4 protein-coding genes, 5 tRNA genes and 6 rRNA genes are annotated in these 15,938 nt (G+C 49.4%); 1 reads left to right on the top strand and 14 read right to left on the bottom strand.

Translation table 11 applies throughout. The features are described 5' to 3' along the window. Positions 1–153 precede the first annotated feature (153 nt). The 3 genes from MHH91_RS01015 to MHH91_RS01005 are packed head-to-tail and all read right to left on the bottom strand — an operon-like array spanning position 154 to position 3,390. Positions 154–1,200 carry a zinc-dependent alcohol dehydrogenase gene (locus MHH91_RS01015; RefSeq protein ID WP_013350835.1) on the bottom strand — a complete coding sequence of 349 codons (1,047 nt, stop codon included), beginning with the start codon at positions 1,198–1,200 and terminating at the stop codon, positions 154–156. After that, complete coding sequence (locus MHH91_RS01010) at positions 1,175–2,125, bottom strand: inositol monophosphatase family protein (protein WP_013350834.1); 951 nt, start codon at positions 2,123–2,125, stop codon at positions 1,175–1,177. Before MHH91_RS01010 ends, MHH91_RS01015 begins: the two co-directional genes overlap by 26 nt. After that, complete coding sequence (locus MHH91_RS01005; protein ID WP_013350833.1) at positions 2,122–3,390, bottom strand: aspartate aminotransferase family protein; 1,269 nt, start codon at positions 3,388–3,390, stop codon at positions 2,122–2,124. Before MHH91_RS01005 ends, MHH91_RS01010 begins: the two co-directional genes overlap by 4 nt. 227 nt (positions 3,391–3,617) lie before the next feature. On the opposite strand from MHH91_RS01005, the gene MHH91_RS01000 reads away from it, so the two are divergent. Further along, complete coding sequence (locus MHH91_RS01000; protein ID WP_172800831.1) at positions 3,618–4,829, top strand: MFS transporter; 1,212 nt, start codon at positions 3,618–3,620, stop codon at positions 4,827–4,829. A gap of 95 nt (positions 4,830–4,924) precedes the next feature. On the opposite strand, the gene rrf (MHH91_RS00995) is transcribed toward MHH91_RS01000, so the two are convergent. From rrf (MHH91_RS00995) to MHH91_RS00945, 11 genes are all read right to left on the bottom strand, one after another. Continuing rightward, positions 4,925–5,040: ribosomal RNA gene (gene rrf / locus MHH91_RS00995) — 5S ribosomal RNA — on the bottom strand. A 51-nt stretch (positions 5,041–5,091) separates the two neighbouring features. Beyond that, positions 5,092–8,021: ribosomal RNA gene (locus MHH91_RS00990) — 23S ribosomal RNA — on the bottom strand. A 174-nt stretch (positions 8,022–8,195) separates the two neighbouring features. After that, a 16S ribosomal RNA gene (locus tag MHH91_RS00985) occupies positions 8,196–9,745 on the bottom strand. Positions 9,746–10,042: 297 nt separating this feature from the next. Then, positions 10,043–10,119, bottom strand: a tRNA-Pro gene (locus MHH91_RS00980). 16 nt (positions 10,120–10,135) lie between these two features. Next, positions 10,136–10,212, bottom strand: a tRNA-Arg gene (locus MHH91_RS00975). Positions 10,213–10,222: 10 nt separating this feature from the next. Further along, positions 10,223–10,297: transfer RNA gene (locus MHH91_RS00970), tRNA-Gly, on the bottom strand. A 342-nt stretch (positions 10,298–10,639) separates the two neighbouring features. Next, positions 10,640–10,712, bottom strand: a tRNA-Thr gene (locus MHH91_RS00965). A 2-nt stretch (positions 10,713–10,714) separates the two neighbouring features. After that, positions 10,715–10,789: transfer RNA gene (locus MHH91_RS00960), tRNA-Asn, on the bottom strand. A gap of 45 nt (positions 10,790–10,834) precedes the next feature. Then, positions 10,835–10,950: ribosomal RNA gene (gene rrf / locus MHH91_RS00955) — 5S ribosomal RNA — on the bottom strand. Positions 10,951–11,001: 51 nt separating this feature from the next. Further along, a 23S ribosomal RNA gene (locus MHH91_RS00950) occupies positions 11,002–13,931 on the bottom strand. A gap of 174 nt (positions 13,932–14,105) precedes the next feature. Beyond that, a 16S ribosomal RNA gene (locus MHH91_RS00945) occupies positions 14,106–15,655 on the bottom strand. Together the 16S, 23S and 5S rRNA genes with 5 tRNA genes alongside form the textbook arrangement of a ribosomal RNA operon. Between the last annotated feature and the right edge of the window lie 283 nt (positions 15,656–15,938).

Here is a 15,938-nt window from a genome sequence, read left to right as displayed (position 1 = left end):
GGCTTACGGAGCAAAAGAGGACACGCTCAGAGTATAATGTCGTTGAGGAAAGGAATTGTTAACAAAGAGTATCATATTAAATTTTTAAAAAATGTGCAAGACCGGATAAATAAGAAAGAAAAACGGCTCTCATTTGAGCCGTTTTCGCCATTTTTATAAAAGTTCCGGATCAGACACGAGAATGGTTTTTATCGCGCTGATATCCTTTCTCTCTTTTGTCACCGGGTCGATGCCCATGAGATGATCAATGGCTTCTTCATAATTCTTCAGTTCCGTCTTTTCAGTAATGAAATCATAGAGCTGCGGAAGGTCGGACGCACATGCCAACGCAGCCTCCATGATCTGCCGGGCTTCACCTGTGCCCACAATCGTCACGCCGTTTGACAGCAGCTGGTACGGCCTTACCGTCATCTCATACGTATCATCAAAGCCCATCGGCACAATTCTGCCTCCCTTTTCAATGAAAGGATAAGCCCAATCAAGCTGGTTGCCGATCGCGTCAAAAATCACATCAAATTTTCTTCCTTGATTAATCCGTTTCACTTCATCCACGGTTAGCGCTTCAGGATGGTAGACATAATCCGATATCCGGCTTGCCGCCTCACTCCGGAAGCTGCCTATTTCAGTCGCGACCGTCAAACGCGCCAGTTTTTTCACCATCATTTGCACAAGCAGTCCGATCGGTCCGGAACCCAAAACCAAAACCGAATCCTCCGGCTGAATCGAAGCCTTATCCACAACGTTCAGCACACAGGAGAGAGGTTCAACCAACGTGGCTCGCTCCCATTCCATGGAATCCGGAATTTTGTACATGAACCGATCTTCCCCCACGTAATATTCCGCAAACGTCCCATGCGCCCCGATTCCAAGCTGCCATTCCTCGAAGGTTTCGCAATAACACGTCAGCCCTCTCCGGCAATAATGGCATTTCCCGCAAAACTGTGTGGGATCTATCACGACGCGGTCTCCGACTTTTACATTTGTCACGTCCGGCCCGACTTCCACGACCGCTCCCACCGATTCATGCCCCATAATCATATGATGGGTTGCATTCATTTTTCCTTTCAGCACATTTAAGTCCGTGCCGCAGATACCGGTGCCGAAAATTTTCACCTTCACATCATTGGCTTTTCGAATTTGAGGCTCGTCCACCTCTTGATATTCAAGCTTATCATTAGGAGTCCAGACCAACGCCTTCATATCTCTCTTCCTTTCTGCCCCAGCGGATTTGGTCTAATAATGTCTGATGAAGCTCCTTCGTTGATGCAGCGATACATGATTGCTGATTCTGGTAACTTAAATCTGTCAGAAGTGTGTCGTCTAAAGACCGGCCGTACGCATCCGTAATGACCACTCCCGCTTTCTTCGCCAAAAAGACGCTCGCGGCAATATCATAAGGAAATAAGTGCAGCACCTGTCCGTTCCCGACCTGCTGAAAATCTGAAAGCAGCTTCGGATCATCTTTCAGCAGACGATTGCCGATATCCACATAAGCATCCATCTGCCCCGTAATAATTCGTGAAATCGAATAAGAAGCGCTGTTGAAAACAAAGACTCCGCCGTTATTGGCCGACTGGTCAATCAAATGGCCGTATGCGTCCGTCATCAGCTGCGCCGGATGCCCGTTAAACTCAAGGCTCCAAAACATATTTTTAATATCCTGCACTCCGCTCAAATTCGGCAATTCTCCCTGATACCCTTCAAATTGAATGGTATCGCTGTAAATATCACCGTACATATAAGCGCCTGATTTCAATTCAAGTAAAAAAGCAAATTCGATATCCTTAATTCTTGCGTTTGGCTTATAGGAAGCAAGCGCAATCGAAATACATGACATTTCAAGTCCCGCGGCGGCCGGGCGCGTTCCGTCTATCGGATCTACAATTAAAATATATTGCGGATTCTCTCCAATCAGCTTGAGGCCGCCATCCTCCGTGTAAAAAGCAACCGGATGGCCCTTTTCTTGAATATAATCCAGCACCGCCTCCTCAGCAGCGGCGTCTATATTAAATTGAGCATCGCCTCCGGGGGAATATCCGTTTACGAGCCGATTTTTCAGCGTGCCTTTTTGATTTTTCACCTTTTGATAAACATATTGTCCAAGCTCAATGATATAGTCTCTCACTTGATTTCCTCCAATAGCTTGCGAAGTCTGTAGCAGAGCACCTCAGCTTCACTAAGTGTAATGGTTAAAGGCGGACGGATTTTAAATACATTTCCGAATCCGTAACGGGATGTCCGGAGAATCAGTCCGTAATCCATCGCCCGTTTGGCAATATAATTGGTCAGCTCCACATCAGGTTCATTGTTCTCTTTGACAATCTCAACACCGATCATCAGACCGACGCCTCTTACTTCAGAAATAAAAGCAAAATCCTCTTTCATCGTTTCTAAGCGGTCCATAATATAATTTCCGACCGTCGTTACGTTTTCCAAAAATCCTGGACGCTGCATGATATCTATGGTTTTACACGCGGCTGCAGCGGCCATCACATTAGATCCGTACGTAAAGGAATGTGTATATCCCGGAAGTCCGGTATACTTCTCCTCCGTCAGAGTGGCGGCAACTTGAAAGCCTGTGCCCCCGAGCCCTTTTGCTACGGTCATCATATTGGGTTTCACATCGAAATGGTCCGCGGCAAACATTTTACCCGTCCGTCCGAACCCGGTCTGAATTTCATCAAAGATCAGGGCGATATCATGTTCATCACATAGCTTTCTCAGCTGTTTAAAATACTCTTTAGGCGGAACGACGTTTCCTCCGTTTCCGGATATCGGTTCAATAATCATGGCGGCAATTTTTCCATTGCTCGCATACTCAATAAAATCATTAATTCTTTCTACGCACAGCATACCGCACGAATCAGGTTTCTGATTATAAAAACAGCGGCTGCAATAGGGATCAGGTACTTGTAGGCCAAAAGAGATTTGCGGCGGGAAAGGTTCTTTTCTGAATGAGTTGCCGGACAAAGCGGATGTCATATAGGTTTGTCCGAGGTGGCTTCGAAATAAGGAGATGACGTCGGTTTTCCCGGAGTAATACTGAGCCATTTTAATAGCTCCTTCATTCGCACCGGAACCGCTGCTGACTTTAGGGTGTACTTTTGTGAGATTATCGGGGGCGATTTCGACTAGTTTTTCTGCTAGTTTATTTACGGCGTCTGTTTGAAAGGACGATGTCACATGGATCAGCTTATCGGCTTGATCTTTAACCGTATCAATGACTTCTTTGTTACCGTATCCTAAATTCAAGTTAAACGTGGCAGAAGCACAATCAATATACTCATTACCTTCTTGATCGTACAGGTAAATCCCTTCTCCGCGCTCCATTACTACATCGTCAACACTGTAATACAAGCTGTCTGGATTCGTGATTTCCTTCGTTCCCACAAATACCACCCCTATGAAATTATTAGAAACTCGCTTTTTATCGTATTAATAATTGAAAATAATGTCAACGATCTTCTTGTAAAAAATGTTAACAATTTGTTAACGTTACCATAAGGGATGTATGTGAAAAGGTTATGTGATATAGTAACAATACTTGGATTTTTTGTAAAAACATCATGTCGTACGAGTAGAGAGAAATATTATTTTACCAATAAGGAGATAAAATGATGAAAACTCGTCTGCTGTGGATAAGCTGTTTTTCTTATGGATCGATTGCCTTTACACTTGTTATTCTTGGAGCCGTACTCCCTGAGTTACTCACACATTATTCACAAACCTACAGCAATGGCGGAGTACTAGTATTTTCTCAGTTCATGGGCTTCCTCGTGGGTGTCATCGGAATGCCTTACATGGTGAAAAAGTTCGGGCGCAAAAACGTCGTTATCTTTGGCCTGGCACTCATCAGCTGTGAGGTTTTCATCACCTTCCTGCCGCCCTGGCCGCTGCTCTTTCTTCTCGTCAGTATAGCAGGACTCGGTGCTGGATTGGTGGAATCCTGCGTAGGCACGATTATCCTCACTGCTATTAAAGAAAGACAAGCCGTGGCTATGAGCAAGATGGAAGTGGCTTACGGATTAGGGGCGCTGTTCATGCCTCTGCTTTCAGGCTTTCTTATCAACAGCCACATGTGGACAATTGCTTTTTTAGTATTAGGGTTATCCAGTTTTGCACTTTTAATCGCATGGAAGCAAATGAGTTTTGGGAGCATTGATCAGCTTCTCATACGCAAAGATGTCTCTTCCGACGGCACTAAAAAAGAAAGCACCGGCTATCGGTCACATGGATTGCTGTTTATTGCCCTGGCGGCTGCTTACTTCTTCTTTTACGGAGGCAGTGAAGTTTCAATTGTACATTTTATCCCCTCCATCTTCGCTGAGAAATGGGATATCCCCAACTCCTTAGCAACGATAACAGTCACCGTGTATTGGACTGGGATGATTATCGGCAGGTTATTAACAGGTCCGGTATCTGAAAAGCTGACATATCACCGTTATCTCCGTATTATAAGCGTTGGCGGCCTGGCTGCACTTGCTGTATTAGCACTAAGTAAAAGCGTATGGTTCGGTTTTGCCCTTTGCTTCTTTTTAGGACTGTTCATGGCCGGCATGTTTGCAATAGCCCTAATCATCACCAATCATTTTTACCCAGGAAAGACAGAAACAACTACCAGTATTCTGCTTGCCTCAAACGGATTAGGGGGTTCACTCCTTCCGATCGCCGTCGGCTGGAGCTTGGATGAGTATCCCGCACAAACCGCGTTCTGGCTGTTCACTGCACTGATGCTCCTGATGCTGCTGATTGTGTTCAGTTTAAGAATGCTCGAGACAATAAAATCAAACAGTCTTCAAAATCACAGCAGCAAAGCAAAATCAATATAAACAAAAAAGCTAATGCCTTTGAAAGGCATTAGCTCTTTATATCTGTGAGATCTTTCATATAAAAAACCCAGTTCATCATGAACTGGGTCAAGATGGCTTGGCGGCGTCCTACTCTCACAGGGGGAAACCCCCGACTACCATCGGCGCTGAAGAGCTTAACTTCCGTGTTCGGCATGGGAACGGGTGTGACCTCTTCGCTATCGCCACCAAACCATTGAGAGTGTTCTCTCAAAACTAGATAACAGGAAGCATACATTCAAAATTGGTTAAGTCCTCGATCGATTAGTATCTGTCAGCTCCATGTGTCGCCACACTTCCACCTCAGACCTATCAACCTGATCATCTTTCAGGGATCTTACTTCCTTGCGGAATGGGAAATCTCATCTTGAGGGGGGCTTCATGCTTAGATGCTTTCAGCACTTATCCCGTCCGCACATAGCTACCCAGCGATGCCCTTGGCAGAACAACTGGTACACCAGCGGTGCGTCCATCCCGGTCCTCTCGTACTAAGGACAGCTCCTCTCAAATTTCCTGCGCCCGCGACGGATAGGGACCGAACTGTCTCACGACGTTCTGAACCCAGCTCGCGTACCGCTTTAATGGGCGAACAGCCCAACCCTTGGGACCGACTACAGCCCCAGGATGCGATGAGCCGACATCGAGGTGCCAAACCTCCCCGTCGATGTGGACTCTTGGGGGAGATAAGCCTGTTATCCCCGGGGTAGCTTTTATCCGTTGAGCGATGGCCCTTCCATGCGGAACCACCGGATCACTAAGCCCGACTTTCGTCCCTGCTCGACTTGTAGGTCTCGCAGTCAAGCTCCCTTGTGCCTTTACACTCTGCGAATGATTTCCAACCATTCTGAGGGAACCTTTGGGCGCCTCCGTTACCTTTTAGGAGGCGACCGCCCCAGTCAAACTGCCCACCTGACACTGTCTCCCCGCCCGATAAGGGCGGCGGGTTAGAAGGTCAATACAGCCAGGGTAGTATCCCACCGATGCCTCCACCGAAGCTGGCGCTCCGGTTTCCAAGGCTCCTACCTATCCTGTACAAGCTGTACCAACATTCAATATCAGGCTGCAGTAAAGCTCCACGGGGTCTTTCCGTCCTGTCGCGGGTAACCTGCATCTTCACAGGTACTATAATTTCACCGAGTCTCTCGTTGAGACAGTGCCCAGATCGTTGCGCCTTTCGTGCGGGTCGGAACTTACCCGACAAGGAATTTCGCTACCTTAGGACCGTTATAGTTACGGCCGCCGTTTACTGGGGCTTCAATTCGCACCTTCGCTTACGCTAAGCGCTCCTCTTAACCTTCCAGCACCGGGCAGGCGTCAGCCCCTATACTTCGCCTTACGGCTTCGCAGAGACCTGTGTTTTTGCTAAACAGTCGCCTGGGCCTATTCACTGCGGCTCTCTCGGGCTTGCACCCTAACAGAGCACCCCTTCTCCCGAAGTTACGGGGTCATTTTGCCGAGTTCCTTAACGAGAGTTCTCTCGATCACCTTAGGATTCTCTCCTCGCCTACCTGTGTCGGTTTGCGGTACGGGCACCTCTCACCTCGCTAGAGGCTTTTCTTGGCAGTGTGGAATCAGGAACTTCGCTACTATAATTCGCTCGCCATCACAGCTCAGCCTTCACGGGAAACGGATTTGCCTATTTCCCAGCCTAACTGCTTGGACGCGGATATCCAATACCGCGCTTACCCTATCCTCCTGCGTCCCCCCATTGCTCAAATGGTGAGGAGGTGGTACAGGAATATCAACCTGTTATCCATCGCCTACGCCTTTCGGCCTCGGCTTAGGTCCCGACTAACCCTGAGCGGACGAGCCTTCCTCAGGAAACCTTAGGCATTCGGTGGAGGGGATTCTCACCCCTCTTTCGCTACTCATACCGGCATTCTCACTTCTAAGCGCTCCACAAGTCCTTCCGGTCTTGCTTCACAGCCCTTAGAACGCTCTCCTACCACTGTTCGAAGAACAGTCCGCAGCTTCGGTGATACGTTTAGCCCCGGTACATTTTCGGCGCAGAGTCACTCGACCAGTGAGCTATTACGCACTCTTTAAATGGTGGCTGCTTCTAAGCCAACATCCTGGTTGTCTAAGCAACTCCACATCCTTTTCCACTTAACGTATACTTTGGGACCTTAGCTGGCGGTCTGGGCTGTTTCCCTTTCGACTACGGATCTTATCACTCGCAGTCTGACTCCCAAGGATAAGTCATCGGCATTCGGAGTTTGACTGAATTCGGTAACCCGGTAGGGGCCCCTAGTCCAATCAGTGCTCTACCTCCGAGACTCTTACCTTGAGGCTAGCCCTAAAGCTATTTCGGAGAGAACCAGCTATCTCCAGGTTCGATTGGCATTTCACCCCTACCCACACCTCATCCCCGCACTTTTCAACGTGCGTGGGTTCGGGCCTCCATTCAGTGTTACCTGAACTTCACCCTGGACATGGGTAGATCACCTGGTTTCGGGTCTACGACCACGTACTCAATTCGCCCTATTCAGACTCGCTTTCGCTGCGGCTCCGCATCTTCTGCTTAACCTTGCACGGGATCGTAACTCGCCGGTTCATTCTACAAAAGGCACGCCATCACCCGTTAACGGGCTCTGACTACTTGTAGGCACACGGTTTCAGGATCTCTTTCACTCCCCTTCCGGGGTGCTTTTCACCTTTCCCTCACGGTACTGGTTCACTATCGGTCACTAGGGAGTATTTAGCCTTGGGAGATGGTCCTCCCGGATTCCGACGGAATTTCACGTGTTCCGCCGTACTCAGGATCCACTCAGGAGAGAACGAAGTTTTGACTACAGGGCTGTTACCTCCTATGGCGGGCCTTTCCAGACCTCTTCATCTACCTCGTTCCTTTGTAACTCCGTACAGAGTGTCCTACAACCCCAAGAGGCAAGCCTCTTGGTTTGGGCTGGTCCCGTTTCGCTCGCCGCTACTCAGGGAATCGCATTTGCTTTCTCTTCCTCCGGGTACTTAGATGTTTCAGTTCCCCGGGTCTGCCTTCTCATATCCTATGTATTCAGATATGGATACCACTCCATTACGAGTGGTGGGTTTCCCCATTCGGAAATCTCCGGATCAAAGCTTGCTTACAGCTCCCCGAAGCATATCGGTGTTCGTCCCGTCCTTCATCGGCTCCTAGTGCCAAGGCATCCACCGTGCGCCCTTTCTAACTTAACCGTTAAAAAGAATCACTACGTGATATCTTGCATTACAATTGAATGTGAATTACTTCTGTTATCTAGTTTTCAAAGAACAACATCTCGAAGAATCGAATGATCCTTCAAAACTAAACAAGACAGGGAACGTTCTGTTTATAAGACCCAAGGTCTTATATTCCGTTAAAATCCTTAGAAAGGAGGTGATCCAGCCGCACCTTCCGATACGGCTACCTTGTTACGACTTCACCCCAATCATCTGTCCCACCTTCGGCGGCTGGCTCCAAAAAGGTTACCTCACCGACTTCGGGTGTTACAAACTCTCGTGGTGTGACGGGCGGTGTGTACAAGGCCCGGGAACGTATTCACCGCGGCATGCTGATCCGCGATTACTAGCGATTCCAGCTTCACGCAGTCGAGTTGCAGACTGCGATCCGAACTGAGAACAGATTTGTGGGATTGGCTTAACCTCGCGGTTTCGCTGCCCTTTGTTCTGCCCATTGTAGCACGTGTGTAGCCCAGGTCATAAGGGGCATGATGATTTGACGTCATCCCCACCTTCCTCCGGTTTGTCACCGGCAGTCACCTTAGAGTGCCCAACTGAATGCTGGCAACTAAGATCAAGGGTTGCGCTCGTTGCGGGACTTAACCCAACATCTCACGACACGAGCTGACGACAACCATGCACCACCTGTCACTCTGCCCCCGAAGGGGACGTCCTATCTCTAGGATTGTCAGAGGATGTCAAGACCTGGTAAGGTTCTTCGCGTTGCTTCGAATTAAACCACATGCTCCACCGCTTGTGCGGGCCCCCGTCAATTCCTTTGAGTTTCAGTCTTGCGACCGTACTCCCCAGGCGGAGTGCTTAATGCGTTAGCTGCAGCACTAAGGGGCGGAAACCCCCTAACACTTAGCACTCATCGTTTACGGCGTGGACTACCAGGGTATCTAATCCTGTTCGCTCCCCACGCTTTCGCTCCTCAGCGTCAGTTACAGACCAGAGAGTCGCCTTCGCCACTGGTGTTCCTCCACATCTCTACGCATTTCACCGCTACACGTGGAATTCCACTCTCCTCTTCTGCACTCAAGTTCCCCAGTTTCCAATGACCCTCCCCGGTTGAGCCGGGGGCTTTCACATCAGACTTAAGAAACCGCCTGCGAGCCCTTTACGCCCAATAATTCCGGACAACGCTTGCCACCTACGTATTACCGCGGCTGCTGGCACGTAGTTAGCCGTGGCTTTCTGGTTAGGTACCGTCAAGGTGCCGCCCTATTTGAACGGCACTTGTTCTTCCCTAACAACAGAGCTTTACGATCCGAAAACCTTCATCACTCACGCGGCGTTGCTCCGTCAGACTTTCGTCCATTGCGGAAGATTCCCTACTGCTGCCTCCCGTAGGAGTCTGGGCCGTGTCTCAGTCCCAGTGTGGCCGATCACCCTCTCAGGTCGGCTACGCATCGTCGCCTTGGTGAGCCGTTACCTCACCAACTAGCTAATGCGCCGCGGGTCCATCTGTAAGTGGTAGCCGAAGCCACCTTTTATGTTTGAACCATGCGGTTCAAACAAGCATCCGGTATTAGCCCCGGTTTCCCGGAGTTATCCCAGTCTTACAGGCAGGTTACCCACGTGTTACTCACCCGTCCGCCGCTAACATCAGGGAGCAAGCTCCCATCTGTCCGCTCGACTTGCATGTATTAGGCACGCCGCCAGCGTTCGTCCTGAGCCAGGATCAAACTCTCCGATAAAGTAGTTTGACTGACTACGCACATCGCTGTGCGATTTATTTAAAACTTTGAATTAACAGGTACGTTTTGTCTTGTTTAGTTTTCAAAGATCATTACTGCTTGTTGAAGCAGCTTTATTATCTTACCACTCAGCTTCTTTTATGTCAACAACTTTTTCAAGTTGTTTTCGAAGCTTTTTCTTGTTGTCTGCTGTTCATCAGCGACGAATAATAATATACCATGTTATCTCTCTATAAATCAAGTACTTTTTTAAAAAGAGTAAAAATAAAATCAGTATATTATTTCTAGTGTTTAGAATGGTCGGGAAGACAGGATTCGAACCTGCGACCCCATGGTCCCAAACCATGTGCTCTACCAAGCTGAGCTACTTCCCGATTTTCAAATAAATTATGGCGCGCCCGAGAGGAGTCGAACCCCTAACCTTTTGATCCGTAGTCAAACGCTCTATCCAATTGAGCTACGGGCGCAATAAAATAATGGAGCGGAAGACGGGATTCGAACCCGCGACCCCCACCTTGGCAAGGTGATGTTCTACCACTGAACTACTTCCGCAAGTAAATAAGTAATGAATGGCCAAAATAAAATAAAAATAACAGCACCAAAAAAGAAAACTCTCATGTTATTTATTCAGTAATGCTAAGACGGTGTAACTCTCTGCTTAATCTAAAGTAAAAGCCTATCCAAAAACCGAAAATTCATACGGTTCATTATGACAAAAGTAATTATATCAGGGTTTTGATGAAAGTCAATACCATTTAAAAATTAATTTATAACGAAGAAAACAGACTTCATCAGAAAACCTGCTGCAATTAGCACTAGGTTTTTACTGCTTTAAACAAAAAATAACAGTTCCATAACGTACGGAAACTGCTTCAGATCAACGTATTTTAGATAAGCTTCCAAGCGGGCTCGAACCGCTGACCTCTTCCTTACCATGGAAGTGCTCTACCTGCTGAGCTATGGAAGCAATGGCTCCGCAGGTAGGACTCGAACCTACGACCGATCGGTTAACAGCCGATAGCTCTACCACTGAGCTACTGCGGAATATTATAAGCTTCATAAACAAAAACATGGTAGATAAAATAAAAAGCTTGGCGGCGTCCTACTCTCACAGGGGGAAACCCCCGACTACCATCGGCGCTGAAGAGCTTAACTTCCGTGTTCGGCATGGGAACGGGTGTGACCTCTTCGCTATCGCCACCAAACCATTGAGAGTGTTCTCTCAAAACTAGATAACAGGAAGCATACATTCAAAATTGGTTAAGTCCTCGATCGATTAGTATCTGTCAGCTCCATGTGTCGCCACACTTCCACCTCAGACCTATCAACCTGATCATCTTTCAGGGATCTTACTTCCTTGCGGAATGGGAAATCTCATCTTGAGGGGGGCTTCATGCTTAGATGCTTTCAGCACTTATCCCGTCCGCACATAGCTACCCAGCGATGCCCTTGGCAGAACAACTGGTACACCAGCGGTGCGTCCATCCCGGTCCTCTCGTACTAAGGACAGCTCCTCTCAAATTTCCTGCGCCCGCGACGGATAGGGACCGAACTGTCTCACGACGTTCTGAACCCAGCTCGCGTACCGCTTTAATGGGCGAACAGCCCAACCCTTGGGACCGACTACAGCCCCAGGATGCGATGAGCCGACATCGAGGTGCCAAACCTCCCCGTCGATGTGGACTCTTGGGGGAGATAAGCCTGTTATCCCCGGGGTAGCTTTTATCCGTTGAGCGATGGCCCTTCCATGCGGAACCACCGGATCACTAAGCCCGACTTTCGTCCCTGCTCGACTTGTAGGTCTCGCAGTCAAGCTCCCTTGTGCCTTTACACTCTGCGAATGATTTCCAACCATTCTGAGGGAACCTTTGGGCGCCTCCGTTACCTTTTAGGAGGCGACCGCCCCAGTCAAACTGCCCACCTGACACTGTCTCCCCGCCCGATAAGGGCGGCGGGTTAGAAGGTCAATACAGCCAGGGTAGTATCCCACCGATGCCTCCACCGAAGCTGGCGCTCCGGTTTCCAAGGCTCCTACCTATCCTGTACAAGCTGTACCAACATTCAATATCAGGCTGCAGTAAAGCTCCACGGGGTCTTTCCGTCCTGTCGCGGGTAACCTGCATCTTCACAGGTACTATAATTTCACCGAGTCTCTCGTTGAGACAGTGCCCAGATCGTTGCGCCTTTCGTGCGGGTCGGAACTTACCCGACAAGGAATTTCGCTACCTTAGGACCGTTATAGTTACGGCCGCCGTTTACTGGGGCTTCAATTCGCACCTTCGCTTACGCTAAGCGCTCCTCTTAACCTTCCAGCACCGGGCAGGCGTCAGCCCCTATACTTCGCCTTACGGCTTCGCAGAGACCTGTGTTTTTGCTAAACAGTCGCCTGGGCCTATTCACTGCGGCTCTCTCGGGCTTGCACCCTAACAGAGCACCCCTTCTCCCGAAGTTACGGGGTCATTTTGCCGAGTTCCTTAACGAGAGTTCTCTCGATCACCTTAGGATTCTCTCCTCGCCTACCTGTGTCGGTTTGCGGTACGGGCACCTCTCACCTCGCTAGAGGCTTTTCTTGGCAGTGTGGAATCAGGAACTTCGCTACTATAATTCGCTCGCCATCACAGCTCAGCCTTCACGGGAAACGGATTTGCCTATTTCCCAGCCTAACTGCTTGGACGCGGATATCCAATACCGCGCTTACCCTATCCTCCTGCGTCCCCCCATTGCTCAAATGGTGAGGAGGTGGTACAGGAATATCAACCTGTTATCCATCGCCTACGCCTTTCGGCCTCGGCTTAGGTCCCGACTAACCCTGAGCGGACGAGCCTTCCTCAGGAAACCTTAGGCATTCGGTGGAGGGGATTCTCACCCCTCTTTCGCTACTCATACCGGCATTCTCACTTCTAAGCGCTCCACAAGTCCTTCCGGTCTTGCTTCACAGCCCTTAGAACGCTCTCCTACCACTGTTCGAAGAACAGTCCGCAGCTTCGGTGATACGTTTAGCCCCGGTACATTTTCGGCGCAGAGTCACTCGACCAGTGAGCTATTACGCACTCTTTAAATGGTGGCTGCTTCTAAGCCAACATCCTGGTTGTCTAAGCAACTCCACATCCTTTTCCACTTAACGTATACTTTGGGACCTTAGCTGGCGGTCTGGGCTGTTTCCCTTTCGACTACGGATCTTATCACTCGCAGTCTGACTCCCAAGGATAAGTCATCGGCATTCGGAGTTTGACTGAATTCGGTAACCCGGTAGGGGCCCCTAGTCCAATCAGTGCTCTACCTCCGAGACTCTTACCTTGAGGCTAGCCCTAAAGCTATTTCGGAGAGAACCAGCTATCTCCAGGTTCGATTGGCATTTCACCCCTACCCACACCTCATCCCCGCACTTTTCAACGTGCGTGGGTTCGGGCCTCCATTCAGTGTTACCTGAACTTCACCCTGGACATGGGTAGATCACCTGGTTTCGGGTCTACGACCACGTACTCAATTCGCCCTATTCAGACTCGCTTTCGCTGCGGCTCCGCATCTTCTGCTTAACCTTGCACGGGATCGTAACTCGCCGGTTCATTCTACAAAAGGCACGCCATCACCCGTTAACGGGCTCTGACTACTTGTAGGCACACGGTTTCAGGATCTCTTTCACTCCCCTTCCGGGGTGCTTTTCACCTTTCCCTCACGGTACTGGTTCACTATCGGTCACTAGGGAGTATTTAGCCTTGGGAGATGGTCCTCCCGGATTCCGACGGAATTTCACGTGTTCCGCCGTACTCAGGATCCACTCAGGAGAGAACGAAGTTTTGACTACAGGGCTGTTACCTCCTATGGCGGGCCTTTCCAGACCTCTTCATCTACCTCGTTCCTTTGTAACTCCGTACAGAGTGTCCTACAACCCCAAGAGGCAAGCCTCTTGGTTTGGGCTGGTCCCGTTTCGCTCGCCGCTACTCAGGGAATCGCATTTGCTTTCTCTTCCTCCGGGTACTTAGATGTTTCAGTTCCCCGGGTCTGCCTTCTCATATCCTATGTATTCAGATATGGATACCACTCCATTACGAGTGGTGGGTTTCCCCATTCGGAAATCTCCGGATCAAAGCTTGCTTACAGCTCCCCGAAGCATATCGGTGTTCGTCCCGTCCTTCATCGGCTCCTAGTGCCAAGGCATCCACCGTGCGCCCTTTCTAACTTAACCGTTAAAAAGAATCACTACGTGATATCTTGCATTACAATTGAATGTGAATTACTTCTGTTATCTAGTTTTCAAAGAACAACATCTCGAAGAATCGAATGATCCTTCAAAACTAAACAAGACAGGGAACGTTCTGTTTATAAGACCCAAGGTCTTATATTCCGTTAAAATCCTTAGAAAGGAGGTGATCCAGCCGCACCTTCCGATACGGCTACCTTGTTACGACTTCACCCCAATCATCTGTCCCACCTTCGGCGGCTGGCTCCAAAAAGGTTACCTCACCGACTTCGGGTGTTACAAACTCTCGTGGTGTGACGGGCGGTGTGTACAAGGCCCGGGAACGTATTCACCGCGGCATGCTGATCCGCGATTACTAGCGATTCCAGCTTCACGCAGTCGAGTTGCAGACTGCGATCCGAACTGAGAACAGATTTGTGGGATTGGCTTAACCTCGCGGTTTCGCTGCCCTTTGTTCTGCCCATTGTAGCACGTGTGTAGCCCAGGTCATAAGGGGCATGATGATTTGACGTCATCCCCACCTTCCTCCGGTTTGTCACCGGCAGTCACCTTAGAGTGCCCAACTGAATGCTGGCAACTAAGATCAAGGGTTGCGCTCGTTGCGGGACTTAACCCAACATCTCACGACACGAGCTGACGACAACCATGCACCACCTGTCACTCTGCCCCCGAAGGGGACGTCCTATCTCTAGGATTGTCAGAGGATGTCAAGACCTGGTAAGGTTCTTCGCGTTGCTTCGAATTAAACCACATGCTCCACCGCTTGTGCGGGCCCCCGTCAATTCCTTTGAGTTTCAGTCTTGCGACCGTACTCCCCAGGCGGAGTGCTTAATGCGTTAGCTGCAGCACTAAGGGGCGGAAACCCCCTAACACTTAGCACTCATCGTTTACGGCGTGGACTACCAGGGTATCTAATCCTGTTCGCTCCCCACGCTTTCGCTCCTCAGCGTCAGTTACAGACCAGAGAGTCGCCTTCGCCACTGGTGTTCCTCCACATCTCTACGCATTTCACCGCTACACGTGGAATTCCACTCTCCTCTTCTGCACTCAAGTTCCCCAGTTTCCAATGACCCTCCCCGGTTGAGCCGGGGGCTTTCACATCAGACTTAAGAAACCGCCTGCGAGCCCTTTACGCCCAATAATTCCGGACAACGCTTGCCACCTACGTATTACCGCGGCTGCTGGCACGTAGTTAGCCGTGGCTTTCTGGTTAGGTACCGTCAAGGTGCCGCCCTATTTGAACGGCACTTGTTCTTCCCTAACAACAGAGCTTTACGATCCGAAAACCTTCATCACTCACGCGGCGTTGCTCCGTCAGACTTTCGTCCATTGCGGAAGATTCCCTACTGCTGCCTCCCGTAGGAGTCTGGGCCGTGTCTCAGTCCCAGTGTGGCCGATCACCCTCTCAGGTCGGCTACGCATCGTCGCCTTGGTGAGCCGTTACCTCACCAACTAGCTAATGCGCCGCGGGTCCATCTGTAAGTGGTAGCCGAAGCCACCTTTTATGTTTGAACCATGCGGTTCAAACAAGCATCCGGTATTAGCCCCGGTTTCCCGGAGTTATCCCAGTCTTACAGGCAGGTTACCCACGTGTTACTCACCCGTCCGCCGCTAACATCAGGGAGCAAGCTCCCATCTGTCCGCTCGACTTGCATGTATTAGGCACGCCGCCAGCGTTCGTCCTGAGCCAGGATCAAACTCTCCGATAAAGTAGTTTGACTGACTACGCACATCGCTGTGCGATTTATTTAAAACTTTGAATTAACAGGTACGTTTTGTCTTGTTTAGTTTTCAAAGATCATTACTGCTTGTTGAAGCAGCTTTATTATCTTACCACTCAGCTTCTTTTATGTCAACAACTTTTTCAAGTTGTTTTCGAAGCTTTTTCTTGTTGTCTGCTGTTCATCAGCGACGAATAATAATATACCATGCATTCGCTAAATATAGCAAGTGTTTTTTTCATTTTATTTAAAAACATAATTCGTTATATTC

Source organism: Bacillus sp. FSL K6-2819 (genome assembly GCF_038008305.1).
In the GTDB taxonomy this organism is placed as follows: Bacteria; Bacillota; Bacilli; order Bacillales; family Bacillaceae; genus Bacillus; species Bacillus amyloliquefaciens.
Note: the sequence above shows the minus strand (reverse complement) of the source record. Positions and strands in the feature narration are given on the sequence as shown.